The following is a 16,328-nucleotide window of genomic DNA, read 5'->3' as shown; positions in this document are numbered from 1 at the left end:
GGCCGTGAGGTCAATGCCGCTGCGGTCAAAGCTTCTTTCACTCCGTAACGAGGCCGGACCGGGGAATGCGGCTTTCGGCTGAAGCGGGCGGGTTGGAAATAGCGCGCTTTCCGATATAGAAATGTTTTCGAGCGGACGGCATGTGAGCGCCGCGTCACAACGCCGGAGCGGCCATGGCGGGACATACCTGGGATCGGGTGCCAATCGACGCCCAGAGCATCGAAGCTCCGCTTTCGCGCAGTGCCATCTTCCTGGTCGTCGAAACCATGGACGGCAATGACGCGATTGCCAGCGTCCGCGCGACACTCGGCGGGCTGGACGACCTCATCAAAACCGTTGGCTTTCGCGACCTGGACGGCAAATTGTCCTGCATCGCGGCGATCGGGTCCGCCCTGTGGGAGCGGCTCTCTCCTTCCAGCCGGCCGGCTGAACTCAAGCCGTTCTCTCCGATCGATGGCTCTGTTCACAAGGCCCCGTCGACGCCGGGCGACCTGCTGTTCCACATACGGGCCGAGCGCGCCGACCTGTGTTTCGAATTCGCCAGGCTGCTGCTTGACACACTCGGTGACGCGGTGCGGATCGTCGATGAGACCTGGGGCTTCCGTTATTTCGACGCGCGGGATCTTCTTGGTTTTGTCGACGGAACCGCGAACCCGGTGGGACAGGACATTCCGGAATCGGCGCTGGTCGGGGAAGAGGATCGCGAATTCGCCGGGGGCAGCTATGTGGTGACCCAGAAATACCTGCACGACCTGTCCGCATGGAAGGCGATCGGCGCCGACCGACAGGAGAAGATCATCGGCCGCACCAAGGTGGACAACATCGAGCTCGACGATCAGGCAGCAAACCAGAAATCGCACAAGAGCCTGGCCACCATCGTCGACCCGCAGGGCGTGGAGCATGATATCCTGCGGGACAATATGCCGTTCGGCAGCCCGGGGCGGCGTGAGTTCGGAACCTATTTCATAGGCTATACCCGCCGGCTTTGGGTGATCGAAAAGATGCTGCAGCGCATGTTCATCGGTGAACCGAAAGGCGCATACGACCGGCTTCTGGACTTTTCCACAGCCCGGACAGGCACCACCTTCTTCGCCCCCTCGCGGTCGACATTGGCAAAGCTGGCAAACGCGGAGTAGCCTACGCCAGAAGCCTGCGGGCGATCATTATCGGCCCCCCCTTCGGCTCCTGCCCATCGCCGCTTGTGGCCCAACACCCCGCCCAGGATCCGCACGCCCGTCGGAACGCGGCGCCGGCGGCAACATGGGATGACAGAGGGCAATCGACAGCGATGGCGGAGAGGATGGGATTCGAACCCACGAGAAGCTTTTGACCTCTACTCCCTTAGCAGGGGAGCGCCTTCGACCACTCGGCCACCTCTCCACAGCGCGCTTTCTAAGGGTTTCCGTCAGTTTGGCAAGGCTCAATCTCGCGGTTGAGCGCAGCTATTTGCAGAATGGCGCAGAAACCCACAAGGCAAGGAGGAGAAAATCGGGGAACAGGTTCCACACGATTCTCCTTCGCGCAATTTTTCCCATTATAGGAAATCTCTTCCGGTGATCCCTGGCGCTTTCCGCGCAAGCGCCGGGCCCGGTTGGAGTGCGCCCAACCGGGCCACGCACAAGGCCAAAGCTCCGATTCGCCTCTTCCGGAAGGGATAAGAGGCAGAGTTCCTTCAGCAGATGCTTGCGCAGCACCTGCCACTTGGCTTAGCTGCAATCCGGTTCGACAACAGGATTGCCATGCCCATCCATCCTCCTTTCACCCCCGTCATCGAAGCCCTGCCCTCCACCGTTCCCTTCGTCGGGCCGGAGGCGCAGGAACGCGCCACGGGACATGGATTCCGTGTCCGTATCGGGGCCAACGAAAGCAGCTTCGGGCCCTCGCCGCGCGTCATAGCCTGCATGACCGAGACGGTGCCCGACATGTGGATGTATTGCGACCCCGACAATCACGACCTCAAACTCGCGGCCGCCGCCCATCACGGCGTCAAGCCGCAGAACATCGTCGTCGGGGAAGGCATAGACGGGCTGCTCAGCCTGCTGACGCGCATGTATGTTTCGCCCGGCGAGCCGGTGGTGACGTCGCTGGGCGCCTATCCGACCTTCAATTTCCATGTCGCGAGCGTGGGCGGCAGGCTGGTGTCCGTTCCCTATGAGAACGACCGCGAAAACCTCGACGGGCTGCTCGATGCGGTACGCTGTGAAAATGCCCGGCTGGTTTACCTGTCCAACCCCGACAATCCGATGGGAAGCTGGTGGGAGGCGGACGACGTGACCCGCTTCATCGAGGCGCTGCCGGAAACGACGATGTTCATTCTGGACGAGGCCTATTGCGAACTCGCACCGGCTTCCGCCCTGCCCGCGATCGACGTGACACGGCCGAACGTCGTGCGGATGCGCACCTTCTCGAAGGCCTACGGGCTCGCCGGCATCCGCTGCGGCTATGCCATCGGCGAGGAGACGGTGATTGCCGCCTTCGAGAAGATCCGCAACCATTATGGCGTCAGCCGCATGGCGCAGATCGCCGGCGAGGCGGCGCTGGAGGACCAGGCCTGGCTGGCCGAGGTGGTGCGCAAGGTGGATGCCGGGCGCCGCCGCATCACGGCAATAGCCGCGGACAATGGCTTGCAGGCCCTGCCCTCCGCAACGAATTTCGTCGCCGTGGACTGCGGCCGCGACGGAGCCTTCGCGCTGAAACTGATGGAGGCGCTGCTGGCGCGCGGCGTGTTCATCCGCAAGCCGATGGTGGCGGGGCTGGACCGCTGCATCCGCATCAGCGTCGGGCTCGACCACGAACTCGATGTTCTGGCCGAGGAAATGCCGAAGGCACTGGCGGCGGCGCGGGCCGGATAAGCGGCGCTAGAGCGACGCGATCCGCAAGGCCCAGCGGCGTCCGTCGGTGGTGAACCGGGTCAGGCCAAGCGGCTCGACATCGACCGACCAGAAACCTTGCGGCGGGGCCTCAAGCACCGCACAGACAGCGGCGCGGATGACCGACGGGTGGGTGACCGCGAGCGTATGCCCGGACAGGCCGAGGCTCTCTTTCAGCAAGGCCGACACGCGATGCCTGAGGTCGTTCAGCGATTCACCGCCATGCGGCGCGGTTGCCGGGTCGGACACCCATGCCGCCAGGTCCGCCGGATCGAGTTCGGCAAGCCTGCGCCCGGCCCAGGTGCCGAAATCCTGGTCGCGAAGGGCCTCCACCGCCTCCCCGTGCAGGCCGAGGGCGGCAACGGTCTGGACGGCGCGCAGGGCGGGGCCATGCCATACGCGGTCGGCGCGAGGCAGGTTCCCGGCCAGCTTCTGCGCCTGTGCAAGGGCAGCAGGCTCCAGCGGCTCGTCACGCGGAAAAGCCCCGCGCCGGGTCGCCTCCGTCGCGCCGCAGCACACCAGCGTCAGCCGCCCTGCCATGCATCCTCCTTCGCTTGATTGACAGCCATACATGACGGCGACTAGTGTCGGCAAAGGTTACGGATCTGGAAGCTGGTGAAAATCCAGCGCGGTCGCGCCACTGTGATCGGCATAATGCCGGAAGTCAGGCCTTGGTCCGTCTCCCCAGCTTGCAATGACGGGACGCAGTATCCCAGGGAGAAGCACAATGTCTGACATCACATTCGCACCGGAAATCCGTCCGATTCCGGTGCGCGAAATCATGCCATGGGCCGTTTTCGGCGGGTTGCTCATGGTGCTGGCCATCTATTTCGTCGGCGCGGAAGAAGGGGCCACCACCCTGTTCTCGAGCCTGAGCACGCATGAATTCGTTCATGACGCGCGCCACCTCCTCGGCTTCCCCTGCCACTGAAAGCATAGCGCCATGGTTGGAAATCTTCTGCTTCGCGGGATGCTGGTCGGCATCCTCGCTGGACTTTTCGCGTTCGGATTCGCCCGTATCTACGGGGAGCCGCATATCGACAGCGCCATCGCCTATGAAGAAGCGATGGCTGCCGCCTCCGGCGAGCCCGCCGAGGAAGAGGAGGAACTGGTCAGCCGCGAGACGCAGGCGGGCCTCGGCCTGCTGACCGGCTCGGTCGTCTACGGCGCCGCCATCGGCGGATTGTTCTCCCTCGTCTTCGCCTATGTCTATGGGCGTGCGGTCACCCTGGGTCCGCGCGCCACCGCCGGGCTGCTGGCCGTCGCCGCCTTCATCGCCGTGGTGCTGGTGCCGGCGCTGAAATACCCGGCAACGCCGCCGGCTGTCGGCAACCCTGAAACGATCGGCGCGCGCACGGAACTGTTCTTCATCATGCTGATCGTGTCCATCATCGCGGCTGCCGTCGCCGTGGTGCTGGCGCGGCGCCTGTGGAGCCAGCTCGGCGGCTGGAACGCGGGAATCGCCGGCGGCCTTGCCTTCATCGTCATCATCGCCATCGCCCAATATGCGCTGCCGACGGTGAACGAGATTCCGGAAGGCTATTCGGCCGACCTGCTCTGGCGCTTCCGCACCTCCTCGCTCGGCATGCATGCCGTGCTGTGGACGGTGATCGGCCTTGCCTTCGGCGCGGTTGCCGAGCGCGCCCTGCCCGGCGCACGCGCCCGGACGGCCTGAGAAATGCCATGACGCGGCACGCTCCCTTCTCGGCGCGTGCCGCGTTTCTTGTTGCGGTTTTCGCGACCTGCCTTGCTTCACCTGCGGCTGAGGCGCATCGGCGGATCAATCCGGCCGAAATCCAGGGCATACCGATCGCCAGCCTGTCGCACGGCCAGATGGCCGTGATCGCCGATTACCGCAGCGAGATCATGAAGCTCGCGGCGCAGGAGCGGCAGGTGGACGACACCTTCGTGCGGCTGCTGAACTACGGCAACATCCAGTACACCTACTGCCTGTGGGGTCTCGTTCCCGGCACGCTGGGCGACGAGGAAAGCCCGTTCAACGAATGCGCCCACGCCTATCTGTCGGCGGCCCACGCGCTGCTGACCCATATGCGCGAGACCTCGGCCAGCAAGACGGCGGTGGAAGACCTCATATCGCGCATCGATGCGGATATGGTGCGCAAGCAATCGTCCTTCGTGCTGTGCCAGTACAGCGGCGAAACATTCGATACGGCGAGCGTGGTGCGCCCCATATGGAGCGAGATACCGACGCATCTGCCCAGCCTCGCCGCCTTTTCCGGCCTCGGTCTTGCCCTTGCCGCCGCCGGCATGGTGCTCGGCAAGGGACGCTCCCGCCCGGCGCAGGACGACACCTGACCTTCCGCCTTTGCTGCTTGCCGCCCGGCCCGTATGGCCTCCTCTTGAATTAATTGAACGTACGTTTTATTAATGTATCCGGAGGAACACCGATGGCGCGCACGACAGGTTCGGACGGCGAACGAACGGAAGCGGCGATCCGCGAGGCGGCCGTCGACCTGATCGCGCGCCATGGCTACGAAGCCGTTTCCATGCGCCAGCTCGCCGCGCGGGTCGGCGTGCAACCGGCCGCGCTCTACCGCTACTTTCCCACCAAGGAAGAGCTGCTTTTCATCCTGATGCGCGAGCACATGGAAGCGCTGCTTTCAGCCTGGAGCGACGCCCGCCCCGCCACGGACGACGCCACCACGCGGCTCGCCGCCTTCGTCGAGAACCACATCGCCTTCCACATCGCGCGGCGCGCGCAAACCCATATCTCCAACATGGAACTGCGCAGCCTGTCGCCGGAGCGGCTGACCTTCATCCTCAAGCTGCGCGGCGCCTACGAAAAGGAACTGCGGGCCATGCTGCGCGAGGGCGCGGAAAGCGGCGCCTTCGATCTGGACGACATCGGGCTCACCGCCATGGCGATCATCCAGATGATCACCGGCGTCATCGTCTGGTTCCGGCCGGACGAGCGGCTTTCGCTGGAGGGCGTGACGCGGACCTATCTTTCCATGACAATGCGCCTCGTCGGGGCGTCAACGAACCGGGAGACCCATCATGTACACGCAGGCACTCGACTTCGGGCTTGAGGAAGATGTCGCAGCGCTGCGCGACCTCGTGCACCGCTTCGCGCAGGAGAAGATCGCGCCGCTGGCCGCCGAGATCGACCGCAGCAACGAGTTTCCGGCCCATCTGTGGGAGGAAATGGGCGGGCTCGGCCTGCTCGGCATGACCGCCGACCCGGCCTTCGGCGGCACCGGCATGGGCTACCTCGCCCATGTCGTGGCGATGGAAGAGCTTTCCCGGGCCTCCGCCTCGGTCGCTCTCTCCTATGGCGCGCACTCCAACCTGTGCGTCAACCAGATCAACCGCTGGGGCACGCCGGCGCAGAAGGAAAAGTACCTGCCGGCGCTGTGCGCGGGCAAGGCCGTCGGCGCGCTCGCCATGTCGGAGCCCGGCGCAGGATCCGACGTTGTGTCGATGCGGCTGAGGGCCGAGAAGAAGAACGACCGCTTCGTGCTCAACGGCACCAAGATGTGGATCACCAACGGGCCGGATGCCGACACGCTGGTGGTCTACACCAAGACCGACCCGGAGCGAAAGTCGCGCGGCATTACCGCCTTCCTGATCCAGAAGGATTTCAAGGGATTCTCGGTGGCGCAGAAGCTCGACAAGCTCGGCATGCGCGGCTCCAACACCGGCGAGCTGGTGTTCGACAATGTCGAGGTGCCGTTCGAGAACGTGCTGGGCGAGGAGGGCAAGGGCGTCGAGGTGCTGATGTCCGGGCTCGACTATGAGCGCACCGTGCTGGCCGGCGGGCCGCTCGGCATCATGGCCGCCTGCCTCGACGTGGCGGTGCCCTATGCGCGCGAGCGCAAGCAGTTCGACCGGCCGATCGGCGACTTCCAGCTCGTGCAGGGCAAGCTGGCCGACATGTACACGACGCTGAACGCCTGCCGCGCCTATGTCTATGCCGTGGCATCGGCCTGCGACCGTGGCCAGACCACGCGCAAGGATGCCGCCGGCTGCATTCTCTATGCTGCGGAAAAGGCGACGCAGACGGCGCTCGACGCCATCCAGCTTCTGGGCGGCAACGGCTACATCAACGACTATCCGACCGGCCGCCTGCTGCGCGACGCCAAGCTCTACGAAATCGGCGCCGGCACGAGCGAAATCCGCCGCTGGCTGATCGGCCGCGAGATCATGAGCGAGGAGAACTAGTGCGCGCGGGTGTGCACCTTCGTGGAACCTTCGTCCACGCGCTTGCGGGCAACCTCAGCCAGCGTATCGGAAATCCACTGGTTGATGGACTTGCCATCATAAGACGCCGCCTTGCTCAGCAAGGCATGGATTTCCGGCGTGGTTCTGAGCGCGAGCTTCCCGGAATAAGGCTTTTGCGGTTCCACGCCCCGCTCTTCACAAAATGCAAGGTAATCGTCGACGCTGTCGTGGAAGGCCTTCACCAGATCCTCGGCACTATCAGCCTCAAAAGTCACGATATCACGAAGGCCGAGGACGCGCCCATGGAAAACCATGTCTTCGTCGTCGAACTCGATCGATCCCGAATATCCCTTGTAAAGTCTCACTATCGTATCCCAACATTGACCAGGAATTGGCGGATTTCGCGTATTGCCCAGCGCTTCGTGTCCGGCGAAGGATGCGGGCGGTGGAGAAACAAGGTTTCGTCTCCTATGGTGAACCTGATCCGAGAGCCGCTTCCTTCGGACACTTGCGCTCCACAGGCGATCAGAAGTGCTTCAACCTCGCGCCATTTGATCGAGCCACTGACCGGATCGGTGAAAATAGCTTCAAGTGTGGCCCTGTGCTTGCCGCGCATGACAATCTCCACGAGAAATGACTTCGGCAGCATTGTCTGTGTTGCTGCCAGCCGTCGCACATCATGCGCAACCCTAACGCTATCAAAATATGATATCATATAGGTTCCGTCAATGGCCACGCTTCGCTCGCAAATCTCCCCCTCCTCCGACACCTTCCGCGCCAATGACGAGCGCATGCGCGCGCTGGTGGAGGACATTGCCGCAAAGGCCGCAACCGTGCAGCGCGGCGGCTCGGACGAAGCCCGCCAGCGGCATGTCTCGCGCGGCAAGCTGCTGCCGCGCGAGCGGCTGGCGCAATTGCTCGATGCCGCTTCGCCCTTTCTCGAGATCGGCCAGTTCGCCGCCTGGGACATGTATGGCGGCGACATCGCCTCGGCCGGTATGATCGCCGGCATCGGCCGCGTCGAGGGGCGCGAGGTGATGGTCGTGGTCAACGACGCCACCGTGAAAGGCGGCACCTATTATCCGATCACCGTCAAGAAGCATCTGCGGGCGCAGGAGATCGCCCGCGAGAACAACCTGCCTTGCGTCTATCTGGTCGATTCCGGTGGGGCGAACCTGCCCAATCAGGACGAGGTGTTCCCGGATCGCGAGCATTTCGGGCGCATCTTCTACAACCAGGCAACCCTGTCGGCGGCCGGCATTCCGCAGATCGCCTGCGTGATGGGCTCGTGCACCGCTGGCGGGGCCTATGTGCCAGCCATGGCCGACGAATCGATCATGGTGCGCAAGCAGGCGACGATCTTCCTCGGCGGCCCGCCGCTGGTGAAGGCCGCGACCGGCGAGGACGTGAGCGCCGAGGAACTGGGCGGCGCCGACCTGCACACGCGCGAATCCGGCGTGGCCGACCATCTGGCGGTGGACGACGAGCATGCGCTGGCGATCACGCGGCGCATCGTCAGAAACCTGAATCGAAAGAAGGAGATCGGGCTCGATCTTCGCGACCCGATTCCGCCACTTCACGATCCGCGCGAACTCTATGGCATCGTGCCGACCGACCTGCGCCAGCCCTATGACGTGCGCGAGGTGATCGCCCGCATCGTCGACGGCTCCGACTTCGACGAGTTCAAGCAGAACTACGGCACGACGCTGGTGACCGGCTTCGCGCATATCCATGGCATGCCGGTGGGCATCATCGCCAACAATGGCGTGCTGTTCTCCGAAAGCGCGCTCAAGGGCACGCATTTCATCGAGCTGTGCTGCCAGCGCGGCATCCCGCTGGTGTTCTTGCAGAACATCACCGGCTTCATGGTCGGCAAGAAATACGAGGCCGGCGGCATCGCCAAGGACGGCGCCAAGCTGGTGACGGCGGTGACCACGGCACGCGTGCCGAAGGTGACGATGATCATCGGCGGCTCGTTCGGCGCCGGCAATTACGGCATGTGCGGGCGCGCCTATTCGCCCCGCTTCCTGTGGATGTGGCCCAACGCCCGCATTTCGGTGATGGGCGGCGAGCAGGCGGCCATGGTGCTGGCGCTGGTCAAGCGCGAGGGCATCGAGCGCAAGGGCGGCACCTGGAGCGCCGAGGAGGAAGCCGAGTTCAAGCGCCCGACGCTGGAGAAATACGAGCGCGAGGGCCATCCGCTCTATTCCTCGGCGCGCCTGTGGGACGACGGCATCATCGACCCGGCCCGGAGCCGCGAGGTGCTGGCCCTGTCGCTGTCGGCCGCGCTCAACGCGCCCATTCCCGAGACCAAGTTCGGCCTGTTCAGGATGTAGGGATGCAAGTATTTTCGGAGATCCAGGAAGACCTTCCAGCAATCATCATTGCGACGATTGCAGCATCATCTTCATACAATTTCGGCTTCCTGCTTCCAACCGAAACAGGAATCGTGACGACACTGTCTTATAATGATTTTCTGAACGGAACGATATATCTTCTTCCATTCGTTTTGCTTCTGTATGTCGTTGGAAACGGCGTTCTTAAATTTACGAAGAACGATTTCGATTTCAGCAAAAAATCCCACCTATTCATGATCGTGTCGATGCTTATCGCAGGCGTGATATTGCTCCTGATTAGCAGGAAGGAGACAATCGATTTTCCCGTAACGATCATTCTCATATCCCTGTCTCCATTCATAATTCGCTTCCTGTATAGAATTTTCGACAAGACAGAGAAGAAAACACTCGTTCAATTCCTTTCCATATTTTTTGTCCTGACCGTTCTTTTCTTTCATGGATATTCGAGTTTCCATTGGAATATTTCTTCCCGCAACAACGCATATGTCACCATTGCCGGCTGCGAGAAATGCCGCCTCGTGAAAATCTACTCCGATTTCATGATTCTGTACGAGGGAGCCGACAAGCCTCTGAAATTCCTGCGAAACGACAGGGACTTTTCCATAGACCGGACGGGAGCCGACCAGTCCAATGTTCTCTAAAATCCTCATCGCCAATCGCGGCGAGATCGCCTGCCGCATCATCCGCACCGCAAGGCGCATGGGCGTGGCGACCGTCGCCGTCTATTCCGACGCCGATGCGGGCTCCATGCATGTCGCCATGGCCGACGAGGCGGTGCGCATCGGCCCGCCCCCGGTGGCAGAGAGCTATCTCGACGGCGAGCGCATCGTCGCCGCGGCCCTGATGACCGGCGCGGAAGCCATCCATCCCGGCTATGGCTTCCTGTCCGAAAATCCGGATTTCGTCGACCGGGTGGTGAATGCCGGGCTGATCTTCATCGGCCCTTCCGCCACCTCGATCCGCGCCATGGGCCTCAAGGATGCCGCCAAGCGGCTGATGGAAAAGGCCGGCGTGCCGGTGGTGCCGGGCTATCACGGCGAGGCGCAGGACATCGTGCTGCTTGCCTCCAAGGCCACCGAGATCGGCTTTCCGGTGCTGATCAAGGCCCGGGCCGGCGGCGGCGGGCGCGGCATGCGCCGCGTCGACCATGCGGACGATTTCGCGGAAGCGCTGTCCTCGGCGCGGCGCGAGGCCAAGGCCGCCTTCGGCGACGACCGGGTGCTTGTCGAAAAATATGTCGAGAAGCCGCGCCACATCGAAGTGCAGGTGTTCGGCGACAATTACGGCAACGTCGTCCATCTGTTCGAGCGCGATTGCTCGGCGCAGCGCCGCCACCAGAAGGTGATCGAGGAAGCCCCCGCCCCCGGCATGACCGACGAAATGCGGGCGGCGATGACCGAGGCCGCGGTGACGGCGGCCAAGGCCATTTCCTATTCCGGTGCCGGCACCATCGAGTTCATCGTCGATGCCTCGCAGGGACTGCGCCCCGACCGCTTCTGGTTCATGGAGATGAACACCCGCCTCCAGGTCGAGCATCCGGTGACCGAGATGATCACCGGAGTCGATCTGGTCGAATGGCAGTTGCGCGTCGCCTATGGCGAAGCGCTGCCGAAGCGTCAGGACGAGATCGAGCTGGACGGCCACGCCTTCGAGGCGCGCCTTTACGCGGAAGATGCGGCCAAGGGCTTCCTGCCCGCGACCGGTACGCTGCACCATTTGTGGTTTCCGGATGAGCCCGCGCCGGGCACATCGCTGCGGGTGGAAACCGGCGTGCGCGAGGGCGATACGATCTCGCCCTTCTACGACCCGATGATCGCCAAGCTGGTGGTGCACGGTCCCGACCGCGAAACGGCGCTCGACGCGCTCGGCGACATGCTGGCGGAGACGGAAATCGCCGGCTCGACGGTCAACACCGCCTTTCTCGCCGCCCTTGCCGCCGACCCGGATTTCGCGGCCGGCGATGTCGATACGGGCCTGATCGGCCGCAAACAGGATGCGCTGACCGCCATTCCAGAGCCTTCGGAAGGCTTTGTGACGGCTGCCGCGCTGGCCGTTTCCGGCCTTTCCGAAACGGCAAGCCCGGACGACCCGTGGTCGGCGCTCGCCGGCTACGCCCATTTCCATGCCGCGCCGAAGCGGGTGGCGCTCAGATATGGCGAGCAGGAGATCAGGGCGGCTGTGTCGGTCGTCAACGGGAAAACGGAAATCGCGTTGATACCCGCACCCCTAAGCCCTCCCCACAAGGGGATGGGGGATTCCGAAGCGCCGCGCCTCAGCGAGAAGGAAACACACGAAAGCAAAAGATCCGCCTCCTCCTTGTGGGGAGGGGTCAGGGGTGGGGGTAACCCACCTCCTCGCCTTGCCAGATGGCCCGGGCACATCACCATATTCGACGGGCCGGTGAGCTATATGTTTTCGGTTCCCGATCCGCTGGAGCGGGCGGAAGAAGCCGGCGGCGGCGCGGACAGCCTGCGCGCGCCGATGCCGGGCCTGGTCAAGGTGGTGCGCGCCGCCGTGGGCGACACGGTCGCCAAGGGCCAGCCGCTGCTGGTCCTGGAAGCGATGAAGATGGAGCACACCATCGCTGCCCCGCATGACGGCGTGGTCGCGGAAATCGCCACGGAAGGCAGCCAGGTGACCGACGGCGCAACGCTGGTGCGCTTCGCCGAGGCCGGCGAATAACACGCAGCGCCAGAGCCTTTCAGGTTTGCCGGAAACGGCTCCTCACCCCGCAAACGGGGAGAGGGAAAACACCGGCGTTGCGGCCATCTTCCTTCTCCCCGTTCACGGGGAGAAGGTCCCGGCAGGGGGATGAGGGCGATTTCACCTGAACCTGCCATAAAAGCCGAAGCCGCGCCGATCTTGTTCCGATCGGTCGCGGCCCGGCTGTGCGTGAAGTTGGTATAAGCGCCCCCGCGCCGTTGTTATTTCCACCCCTTCCCTGTCGTCGCGGCCGGTTGTTGGAGCAACCGCCGCCTGGTCGTCGCCGCGTTCTGCGCGCGGCTTTTCGTTCAGATCAGTGCATCGTCATCCATTCACGCGCCTCGCGCAGGGCCCGGGCCAGATCGGCTTTCGACATGGTAGCCGAGATTTCCGAGCGCAGTTCCGCGGCGCGGGCCGAACCCTTGATGGCGGCGATGTTGAACCACTTGTGGGCGGCAACCTGGTCGACGTCGCAGTCGCGGCCCGTGGCGTACATCATGCCCAGTTCGAAAAGGATATCGGCCTGCGCCGTCGCGCCCATGGTGCCGAAACCAGCTTCGTGCATTTCAAAACGTGCCATTTCAAACCCCTGTCCCGTTTGCGAGAGCGCCTCTTTCTTGAAACCGGGAGGCTGCCCTTTCGATGCTTTCGAGAATGCCCCAGGGGCTTGAATTCGCCGTAAAAAGACGTGCTTAATTTGAAGAAAACAAAGCTAAAACAATAGGTAAACGTGACGGTTCGTTAACGATGGAAAGGCCCGGATTCGCGGGCTTTTGTTTCGAATTTTACCGAATTTTCAGACCCTGAATTCAACGCTTCGCTAACCACGGCATCGCATCGGTTTGGCGATCCCGGTTTCCGGAGGCTCCAAAAGAGCCCTCATTATTTCCGCGATCTTCCCCAGCGGTACGGCTTTCGCTTTGCACGGGACTGCACTAGCTTACGTTTGCGTAAGAGGAAACGCAGCGCTCAGGGAGGAGACATGTTTCGCATTACCGGCGTGGCGGCATTCGCCCTAATCATGACGGCCGGCACGGCTCTGGCCGATCCGATCGAAGGCACATGGAAGCGGCCCAACGGCACGCTGATCTCCTATGCCGGCAGCGGCACCAAATATTGCGGCACGGTGATGACCGGCGAATACAAGGGCAAGTCGATCGGCTGCATGAACGGCAGCGGCGGCGCCTACAAGGGCACGGTCAACAAGCTGGACGAGGGCAAGACCTACAACGGCAAGGCCAGCGTTTCCGGCAACACGCTTTCGCTTTCGGGCTGCGTTCTGGGCGGGCTGATCTGCAAGAGCGAAAAGCTCACCCGCCAGTAGGAAAGGCAATGGCCGCCGGCATCCGGCGGCCTCCGTTTCGAAATGCGGATGTTCAGGCCCGCGCCTTCTGGCCGAACAGGATTTTCTGCGCTTCCTTGTCTTCGGCCAGGTTGTTGCGGTGATCCTGCCCGACTTCAACCGCCTTCTGAACGGCCGGGCGCGCGGCAATGGTATCGAACCAGCGCTTGAGGTTCGGGAAGTCCTCCAGATCCTGTCCCTGATTGCGATAGGGTCGCACCCAAGGGAACGCCGCCATGTCGGCGATCGAATAGTCGCCGGCCAGATAGTCCCGGTCGGCAAGGCGCTTGTCCATCACGCCGTAAAGCCGGTTCACCTCGTTGGTGTAGCGGTCGATGCCGTACTGGATCTGCTCCGGCGCATATTGGCGGAAATGGTGCGCCTGCCCGGCCATGGGGCCGAGGCCGCCCATCTGCCAGAACAGCCATTGATCGACTTCGGTGCGCTGGCGCTCGTCCGCCGGGTAGAACCTGCCGAACTTGCGGCCGAGATATTGCAGGATGGCGCCGGACTCGAACACCGAGATCGGTTGCCCGCCCCATTTTCCATCCGAAGACGGACCCTCCGGATCGACGATGGCCGGCATGCGGTTGTTGGGCGCGATCTTCAGGAAGGACGGCTCGAACTGCTCGCCGCGGCCGATGTTCACATAGTGCACCTCGTAGGGGATGCCTGCTTCCTCCAGGAAGATCGTGATCTTGTGGCCATTGGGCGTGGGCCAATAGTGCAGTTCGATGGGAGCGGTCTGCGTCGTCATTCGTCTTTCTCCGGCGGTTTCGTGGCCTGTCCAAGCACATAGGCGCCCTGACGGCCGGCGCAATAACCGGGCCCGGTTAAGCAGCGTCAATAATTTTGAACCTCAGATGAACGGTCCCCTCAGAGTGAGTTCAGGCACCGGATGCGATCGTCTTTCCATATTGAGGGAAACGACATGCTCGCTCGCCGCTTCACCATCGTCTGCCTGCTGGCCACGCTGTTCGGCATCGGCTTTGCCCTGATCGTGGCAGAAGCCGGGCGCCAGCCCCGCCACTGGGACGAGGTCCGCGCCGGCAAATGCCTGCTCGGCTGCACGGGCAAGATGGGCCGCTGACGGCCAGAACACGGAACGGAACCATGAACGCGATCATCGACAACAGCCTGACCATCCTGCGGCTCCTGCCCAGGGCAGCGCTCATCCTGGCCCTGCTGGCCGCCCCGGTGCTCGCCGTTCCCATGGTGCGCGGCGATATGGGCCTGACCATCGAGGCCCCCTCGCTGAAGAAGAAGGGCATGGGCTTCGTCCTGCTGGTGAGCCTGCAGCGGGTGTGAACGAACATCGGGCAGGCTGTGCCAGCCCCCTTCCCCAGCCTCCGGCCATGGCCGTATAGTGGGCCATGGAAAATCGAATCTATCCGCAAGCCATCGAGACGATCGTCACGCCCGAACCGGTGCAGCCGGAGAGCTTCGACGACCCCGCCGAAGCGGTGGCGGCGCTGCGCCGCATCTATGACCGCAACACCAGCTTCCTGCGCGATTCCTTCACCGGCCTGGCATCGGGCGGCGACATCAACCGGCGTTACCGGGCCTTCTACCCGGAAGTCGGGGTCACGACGACCTCCTTCACGCAGGTGGATTCGCGGCAGGCCTACGGCCACATGCCCCTGCCCGGGAATTTCACCACCACCATCACCCGGCCGGACCTGTTCGCAAGCTACCTGACCGAGCAATTCCGCCTGATCATGCGCAATCACGGCGTGCCGGTGACCGTGCAGGAATCGACGACGCCGATCCCGCTGCATTTCGCCTTCCTCGAAGGCAGCTATGTCGAGGGCTCGGTGGCGGAAAGGCTGCGCCGGCCCATCCGCGACCTGTTCGACGTGCCGGACCTCGACGGCACCGACGATCACATCGCCAACGGCACCTTCGAGGTGGGGCTTGGCGAGGCGCGGCCGCTGGCGCCGTTCACGGCCCAGCGCGTCGATTATTCGCTGCACCGGCTGCCGCACTACACGGCCACCAGTCCGGAGCATTTCCAGAACTATGTGCTGTTCACCAACTACCAGTTCTATATCGACGAGTTCGTGGCCCGCGCCCGCCAATTGATGGCGGAAGGCGGCGGCGGCTATTCGGAATTCGTGGAACCGGGCAATTTCGTCACCAAAGCCGGTGAAGACCGCAGCCCGGACGGGGCGCTGGTGCGCCTGCCGCAGATGCCGGCCTACCATCTGAAGAAACCCGGCCATGGGGGCATCACCATGGTCAATATCGGCATCGGCCCCTCCAACGCCAAGACCATCACCGACCATATCGCCGTGCTGCGCCCACATGCCTGGGTAATGCTCGGCCACTGCGCCGGCCTGCGCAATACGCAGGCGCTGGGCGACTATGTTCTGGCACATGCCTATGTGCGCGAGGACCACGTGCTCGACGACGACCTGCCGGTGTGGATACCGCTGCCGGCGCTGGCCGAGATCCAGGTGGCCCTGCAGGAGGCGGTCGCGGAGGTGACCGGCCTGTCCGGCTACGACCTCAAGCGCATCATGCGCACCGGCACCGTCGCCACCATCGACAACCGCAACTGGGAACTGCGCGACCAGCGCGGCCCGGTGCAGCGGCTTTCCCAGTCGCGCGCCATCGCGCTCGACATGGAATCGGCCACCATCGCCGCCAACGGCTTCCGCTTCCGCGTGCCTTACGGAACGCTGCTGTGCGTTTCCGACAAGCCGCTGCACGGCGAACTGAAGCTGCCCGGCATGGCCAGCGAGTTCTACAAGCGGCAGGTCGCGCAGCATTTGACCATCGGCATCAAGGCGATGGAGAAACTGTCGGAAATGCCGATGGAACGGCTGCATTCGCGCAAGCTGCGCAGCTTTACGGAGACGGCTTTCCAGTAGC

The 16,328-nt window shown here is 63.4% G+C and carries 19 protein-coding genes, 1 tRNA gene and 1 riboswitch; of the genes, 14 read left to right on the top strand and 6 right to left on the bottom strand.

Translation table 11 applies throughout. The features are described 5' to 3' along the window. The first annotated feature begins 173 nt into the window (after nucleotides 1-173). Nucleotides 174-1,136: a Dyp-type peroxidase gene (locus ACVCNR_RS15585; RefSeq protein ID WP_447075421.1), complete on the top strand. Its 963-nt coding sequence runs from the start codon at nucleotides 174-176 to the stop codon at nucleotides 1,134-1,136. Nucleotides 1,137-1,289: 153 nt separating this feature from the next. Here ACVCNR_RS15585 and ACVCNR_RS15580 read toward each other — a convergent pair. Then, nucleotides 1,290-1,380 (bottom strand) — tRNA-Ser (locus tag ACVCNR_RS15580). Nucleotides 1,381-1,739: 359 nt separating this feature from the next. Between ACVCNR_RS15580 and ACVCNR_RS15575 the strand changes: the two genes are divergently transcribed. Further along, complete coding sequence (locus tag ACVCNR_RS15575; protein WP_447075420.1) at nucleotides 1,740-2,852, top strand: pyridoxal phosphate-dependent aminotransferase; 1,113 nt, start codon at nucleotides 1,740-1,742, stop codon at nucleotides 2,850-2,852. Between the two features lie 6 nt (nucleotides 2,853-2,858). Here ACVCNR_RS15575 and ACVCNR_RS15570 read toward each other — a convergent pair whose 3' ends face one another. Beyond that, complete coding sequence (locus ACVCNR_RS15570; RefSeq protein ID WP_447075419.1) at nucleotides 2,859-3,410, bottom strand: histidine phosphatase family protein; 552 nt, start codon at nucleotides 3,408-3,410, stop codon at nucleotides 2,859-2,861. Between the two features lie 59 nt (nucleotides 3,411-3,469). Next, nucleotides 3,470-3,550: riboswitch (adenosylcobalamin (AdoCbl) riboswitch) on the top strand. Between the two features lie 47 nt (nucleotides 3,551-3,597). Between ACVCNR_RS15570 and ACVCNR_RS15565 the strand changes: the two genes are divergently transcribed. The 5 genes from ACVCNR_RS15565 to ACVCNR_RS15545 all read left to right on the top strand — a co-directional run bounded on the left by ACVCNR_RS15565 (nucleotide 3,598) and on the right by ACVCNR_RS15545 (nucleotide 7,052). Next, nucleotides 3,598-3,801 (top strand): CbtB domain-containing protein, encoded by a 204-nt coding sequence (locus ACVCNR_RS15565; protein WP_354192912.1) that lies wholly within the window; start codon nucleotides 3,598-3,600, stop codon nucleotides 3,799-3,801. A gap of 12 nt (nucleotides 3,802-3,813) precedes the next feature. Further along, nucleotides 3,814-4,545, top strand: coding sequence for a CbtA family protein (locus tag ACVCNR_RS15560; RefSeq protein ID WP_447075418.1), 732 nt, complete (start codon nucleotides 3,814-3,816; stop codon nucleotides 4,543-4,545). 8 nt (nucleotides 4,546-4,553) lie between these two features. Continuing rightward, complete coding sequence (locus ACVCNR_RS15555) at nucleotides 4,554-5,186, top strand: hypothetical protein (RefSeq protein ID WP_354192914.1); 633 nt, start codon at nucleotides 4,554-4,556, stop codon at nucleotides 5,184-5,186. Nucleotides 5,187-5,278: 92 nt separating this feature from the next. Continuing rightward, the gene (locus tag ACVCNR_RS15550; RefSeq protein ID WP_447075417.1) at nucleotides 5,279-5,920 is read left to right on the top strand and encodes a TetR/AcrR family transcriptional regulator; all 642 of its coding nucleotides are present in this window, start codon (nucleotides 5,279-5,281) and stop codon (nucleotides 5,918-5,920) included. Then, on the top strand, nucleotides 5,889-7,052 hold the full coding sequence (locus tag ACVCNR_RS15545) for an isovaleryl-CoA dehydrogenase (protein ID WP_447075416.1): 1,164 nt from the start codon (nucleotides 5,889-5,891) through the stop codon (nucleotides 7,050-7,052). The genes ACVCNR_RS15550 and ACVCNR_RS15545 overlap by 32 nt, the downstream gene beginning before the upstream one ends. On the opposite strand, the gene ACVCNR_RS15540 is transcribed toward ACVCNR_RS15545, so the two are convergent. Together ACVCNR_RS15540 and ACVCNR_RS15535 are read right to left on the bottom strand one after the other, a co-directional pair. Beyond that, nucleotides 7,049-7,417: a type II toxin-antitoxin system HicB family antitoxin gene (locus ACVCNR_RS15540; RefSeq protein WP_447075415.1), complete on the bottom strand. Its 369-nt coding sequence runs from the start codon at nucleotides 7,415-7,417 to the stop codon at nucleotides 7,049-7,051. The genes ACVCNR_RS15545 and ACVCNR_RS15540 overlap by 4 nt on opposite strands. Next, nucleotides 7,417-7,668 carry a type II toxin-antitoxin system HicA family toxin gene (locus tag ACVCNR_RS15535; RefSeq protein ID WP_354192919.1) on the bottom strand — a complete coding sequence of 84 codons (252 nt, stop codon included), beginning with the start codon at nucleotides 7,666-7,668 and terminating at the stop codon, nucleotides 7,417-7,419. The genes ACVCNR_RS15540 and ACVCNR_RS15535 overlap by 1 nt, the downstream gene beginning before the upstream one ends. A 112-nt stretch (nucleotides 7,669-7,780) precedes the next feature. Here ACVCNR_RS15535 and ACVCNR_RS15530 point away from each other — a divergent pair, with 112 nt between their 5' ends. The 3 genes from ACVCNR_RS15530 to ACVCNR_RS15520 are packed head-to-tail and all read left to right on the top strand — an operon-like array spanning nucleotide 7,781 to nucleotide 12,091. After that, nucleotides 7,781-9,388 (top strand): carboxyl transferase domain-containing protein, encoded by a 1,608-nt coding sequence (locus ACVCNR_RS15530; protein ID WP_447075414.1) that lies wholly within the window; start codon nucleotides 7,781-7,783, stop codon nucleotides 9,386-9,388. 2 nt (nucleotides 9,389-9,390) lie between these two features. Continuing rightward, nucleotides 9,391-10,050 (top strand): hypothetical protein, encoded by a 660-nt coding sequence (locus ACVCNR_RS15525; RefSeq protein WP_447075413.1) that lies wholly within the window; start codon nucleotides 9,391-9,393, stop codon nucleotides 10,048-10,050. Continuing rightward, the gene (locus ACVCNR_RS15520) at nucleotides 10,040-12,091 is read left to right on the top strand and encodes an acetyl/propionyl/methylcrotonyl-CoA carboxylase subunit alpha (protein WP_447075412.1); all 2,052 of its coding nucleotides are present in this window, start codon (nucleotides 10,040-10,042) and stop codon (nucleotides 12,089-12,091) included. The genes ACVCNR_RS15525 and ACVCNR_RS15520 overlap by 11 nt, the downstream gene beginning before the upstream one ends. A 334-nt stretch (nucleotides 12,092-12,425) precedes the next feature. Here the strand turns inward: ACVCNR_RS15520 and ACVCNR_RS15515 are convergent, their stop codons facing one another. Next, nucleotides 12,426-12,692, bottom strand: a complete 267-nt coding sequence (locus ACVCNR_RS15515; RefSeq protein WP_354192922.1) for an SEL1-like repeat protein — start codon at nucleotides 12,690-12,692, stop codon at nucleotides 12,426-12,428. A 402-nt stretch (nucleotides 12,693-13,094) separates the two neighbouring features. On the opposite strand from ACVCNR_RS15515, the gene ACVCNR_RS15510 reads away from it, so the two are divergent. Beyond that, nucleotides 13,095-13,436, top strand: coding sequence for a DUF2147 domain-containing protein (locus ACVCNR_RS15510; RefSeq protein WP_354192923.1), 342 nt, complete (start codon nucleotides 13,095-13,097; stop codon nucleotides 13,434-13,436). Between the two features lie 52 nt (nucleotides 13,437-13,488). On the opposite strand, the gene ACVCNR_RS15505 is transcribed toward ACVCNR_RS15510, so the two are convergent. After that, the gene (locus ACVCNR_RS15505) at nucleotides 13,489-14,211 is read right to left on the bottom strand and encodes a glutathione S-transferase family protein (RefSeq protein WP_354192924.1); all 723 of its coding nucleotides are present in this window, start codon (nucleotides 14,209-14,211) and stop codon (nucleotides 13,489-13,491) included. A gap of 174 nt (nucleotides 14,212-14,385) precedes the next feature. Here ACVCNR_RS15505 and ACVCNR_RS15500 point away from each other — a divergent pair, with 174 nt between their 5' ends. The 3 genes from ACVCNR_RS15500 (at nucleotide 14,386) to ACVCNR_RS15490 (ending at nucleotide 16,327) form a co-directional block, all read left to right on the top strand. Further along, the gene (locus ACVCNR_RS15500; protein WP_354192925.1) at nucleotides 14,386-14,544 is read left to right on the top strand and encodes a hypothetical protein; all 159 of its coding nucleotides are present in this window, start codon (nucleotides 14,386-14,388) and stop codon (nucleotides 14,542-14,544) included. 23 nt (nucleotides 14,545-14,567) lie between these two features. Then, a complete protein-coding gene (locus ACVCNR_RS15495) occupies nucleotides 14,568-14,762 on the top strand; it encodes a hypothetical protein (protein WP_447075411.1) in 195 nt (64 codons plus the stop codon). A gap of 65 nt (nucleotides 14,763-14,827) precedes the next feature. Next, the gene (locus ACVCNR_RS15490) at nucleotides 14,828-16,327 is read left to right on the top strand and encodes an AMP nucleosidase (protein WP_447075410.1); all 1,500 of its coding nucleotides are present in this window, start codon (nucleotides 14,828-14,830) and stop codon (nucleotides 16,325-16,327) included. Nucleotide 16,328 lies beyond the last annotated feature (1 nt).

This window comes from Aquamicrobium terrae, from assembly GCF_052978165.1.
This window is presented reverse-complemented; position numbering and strand designations above follow the sequence as displayed.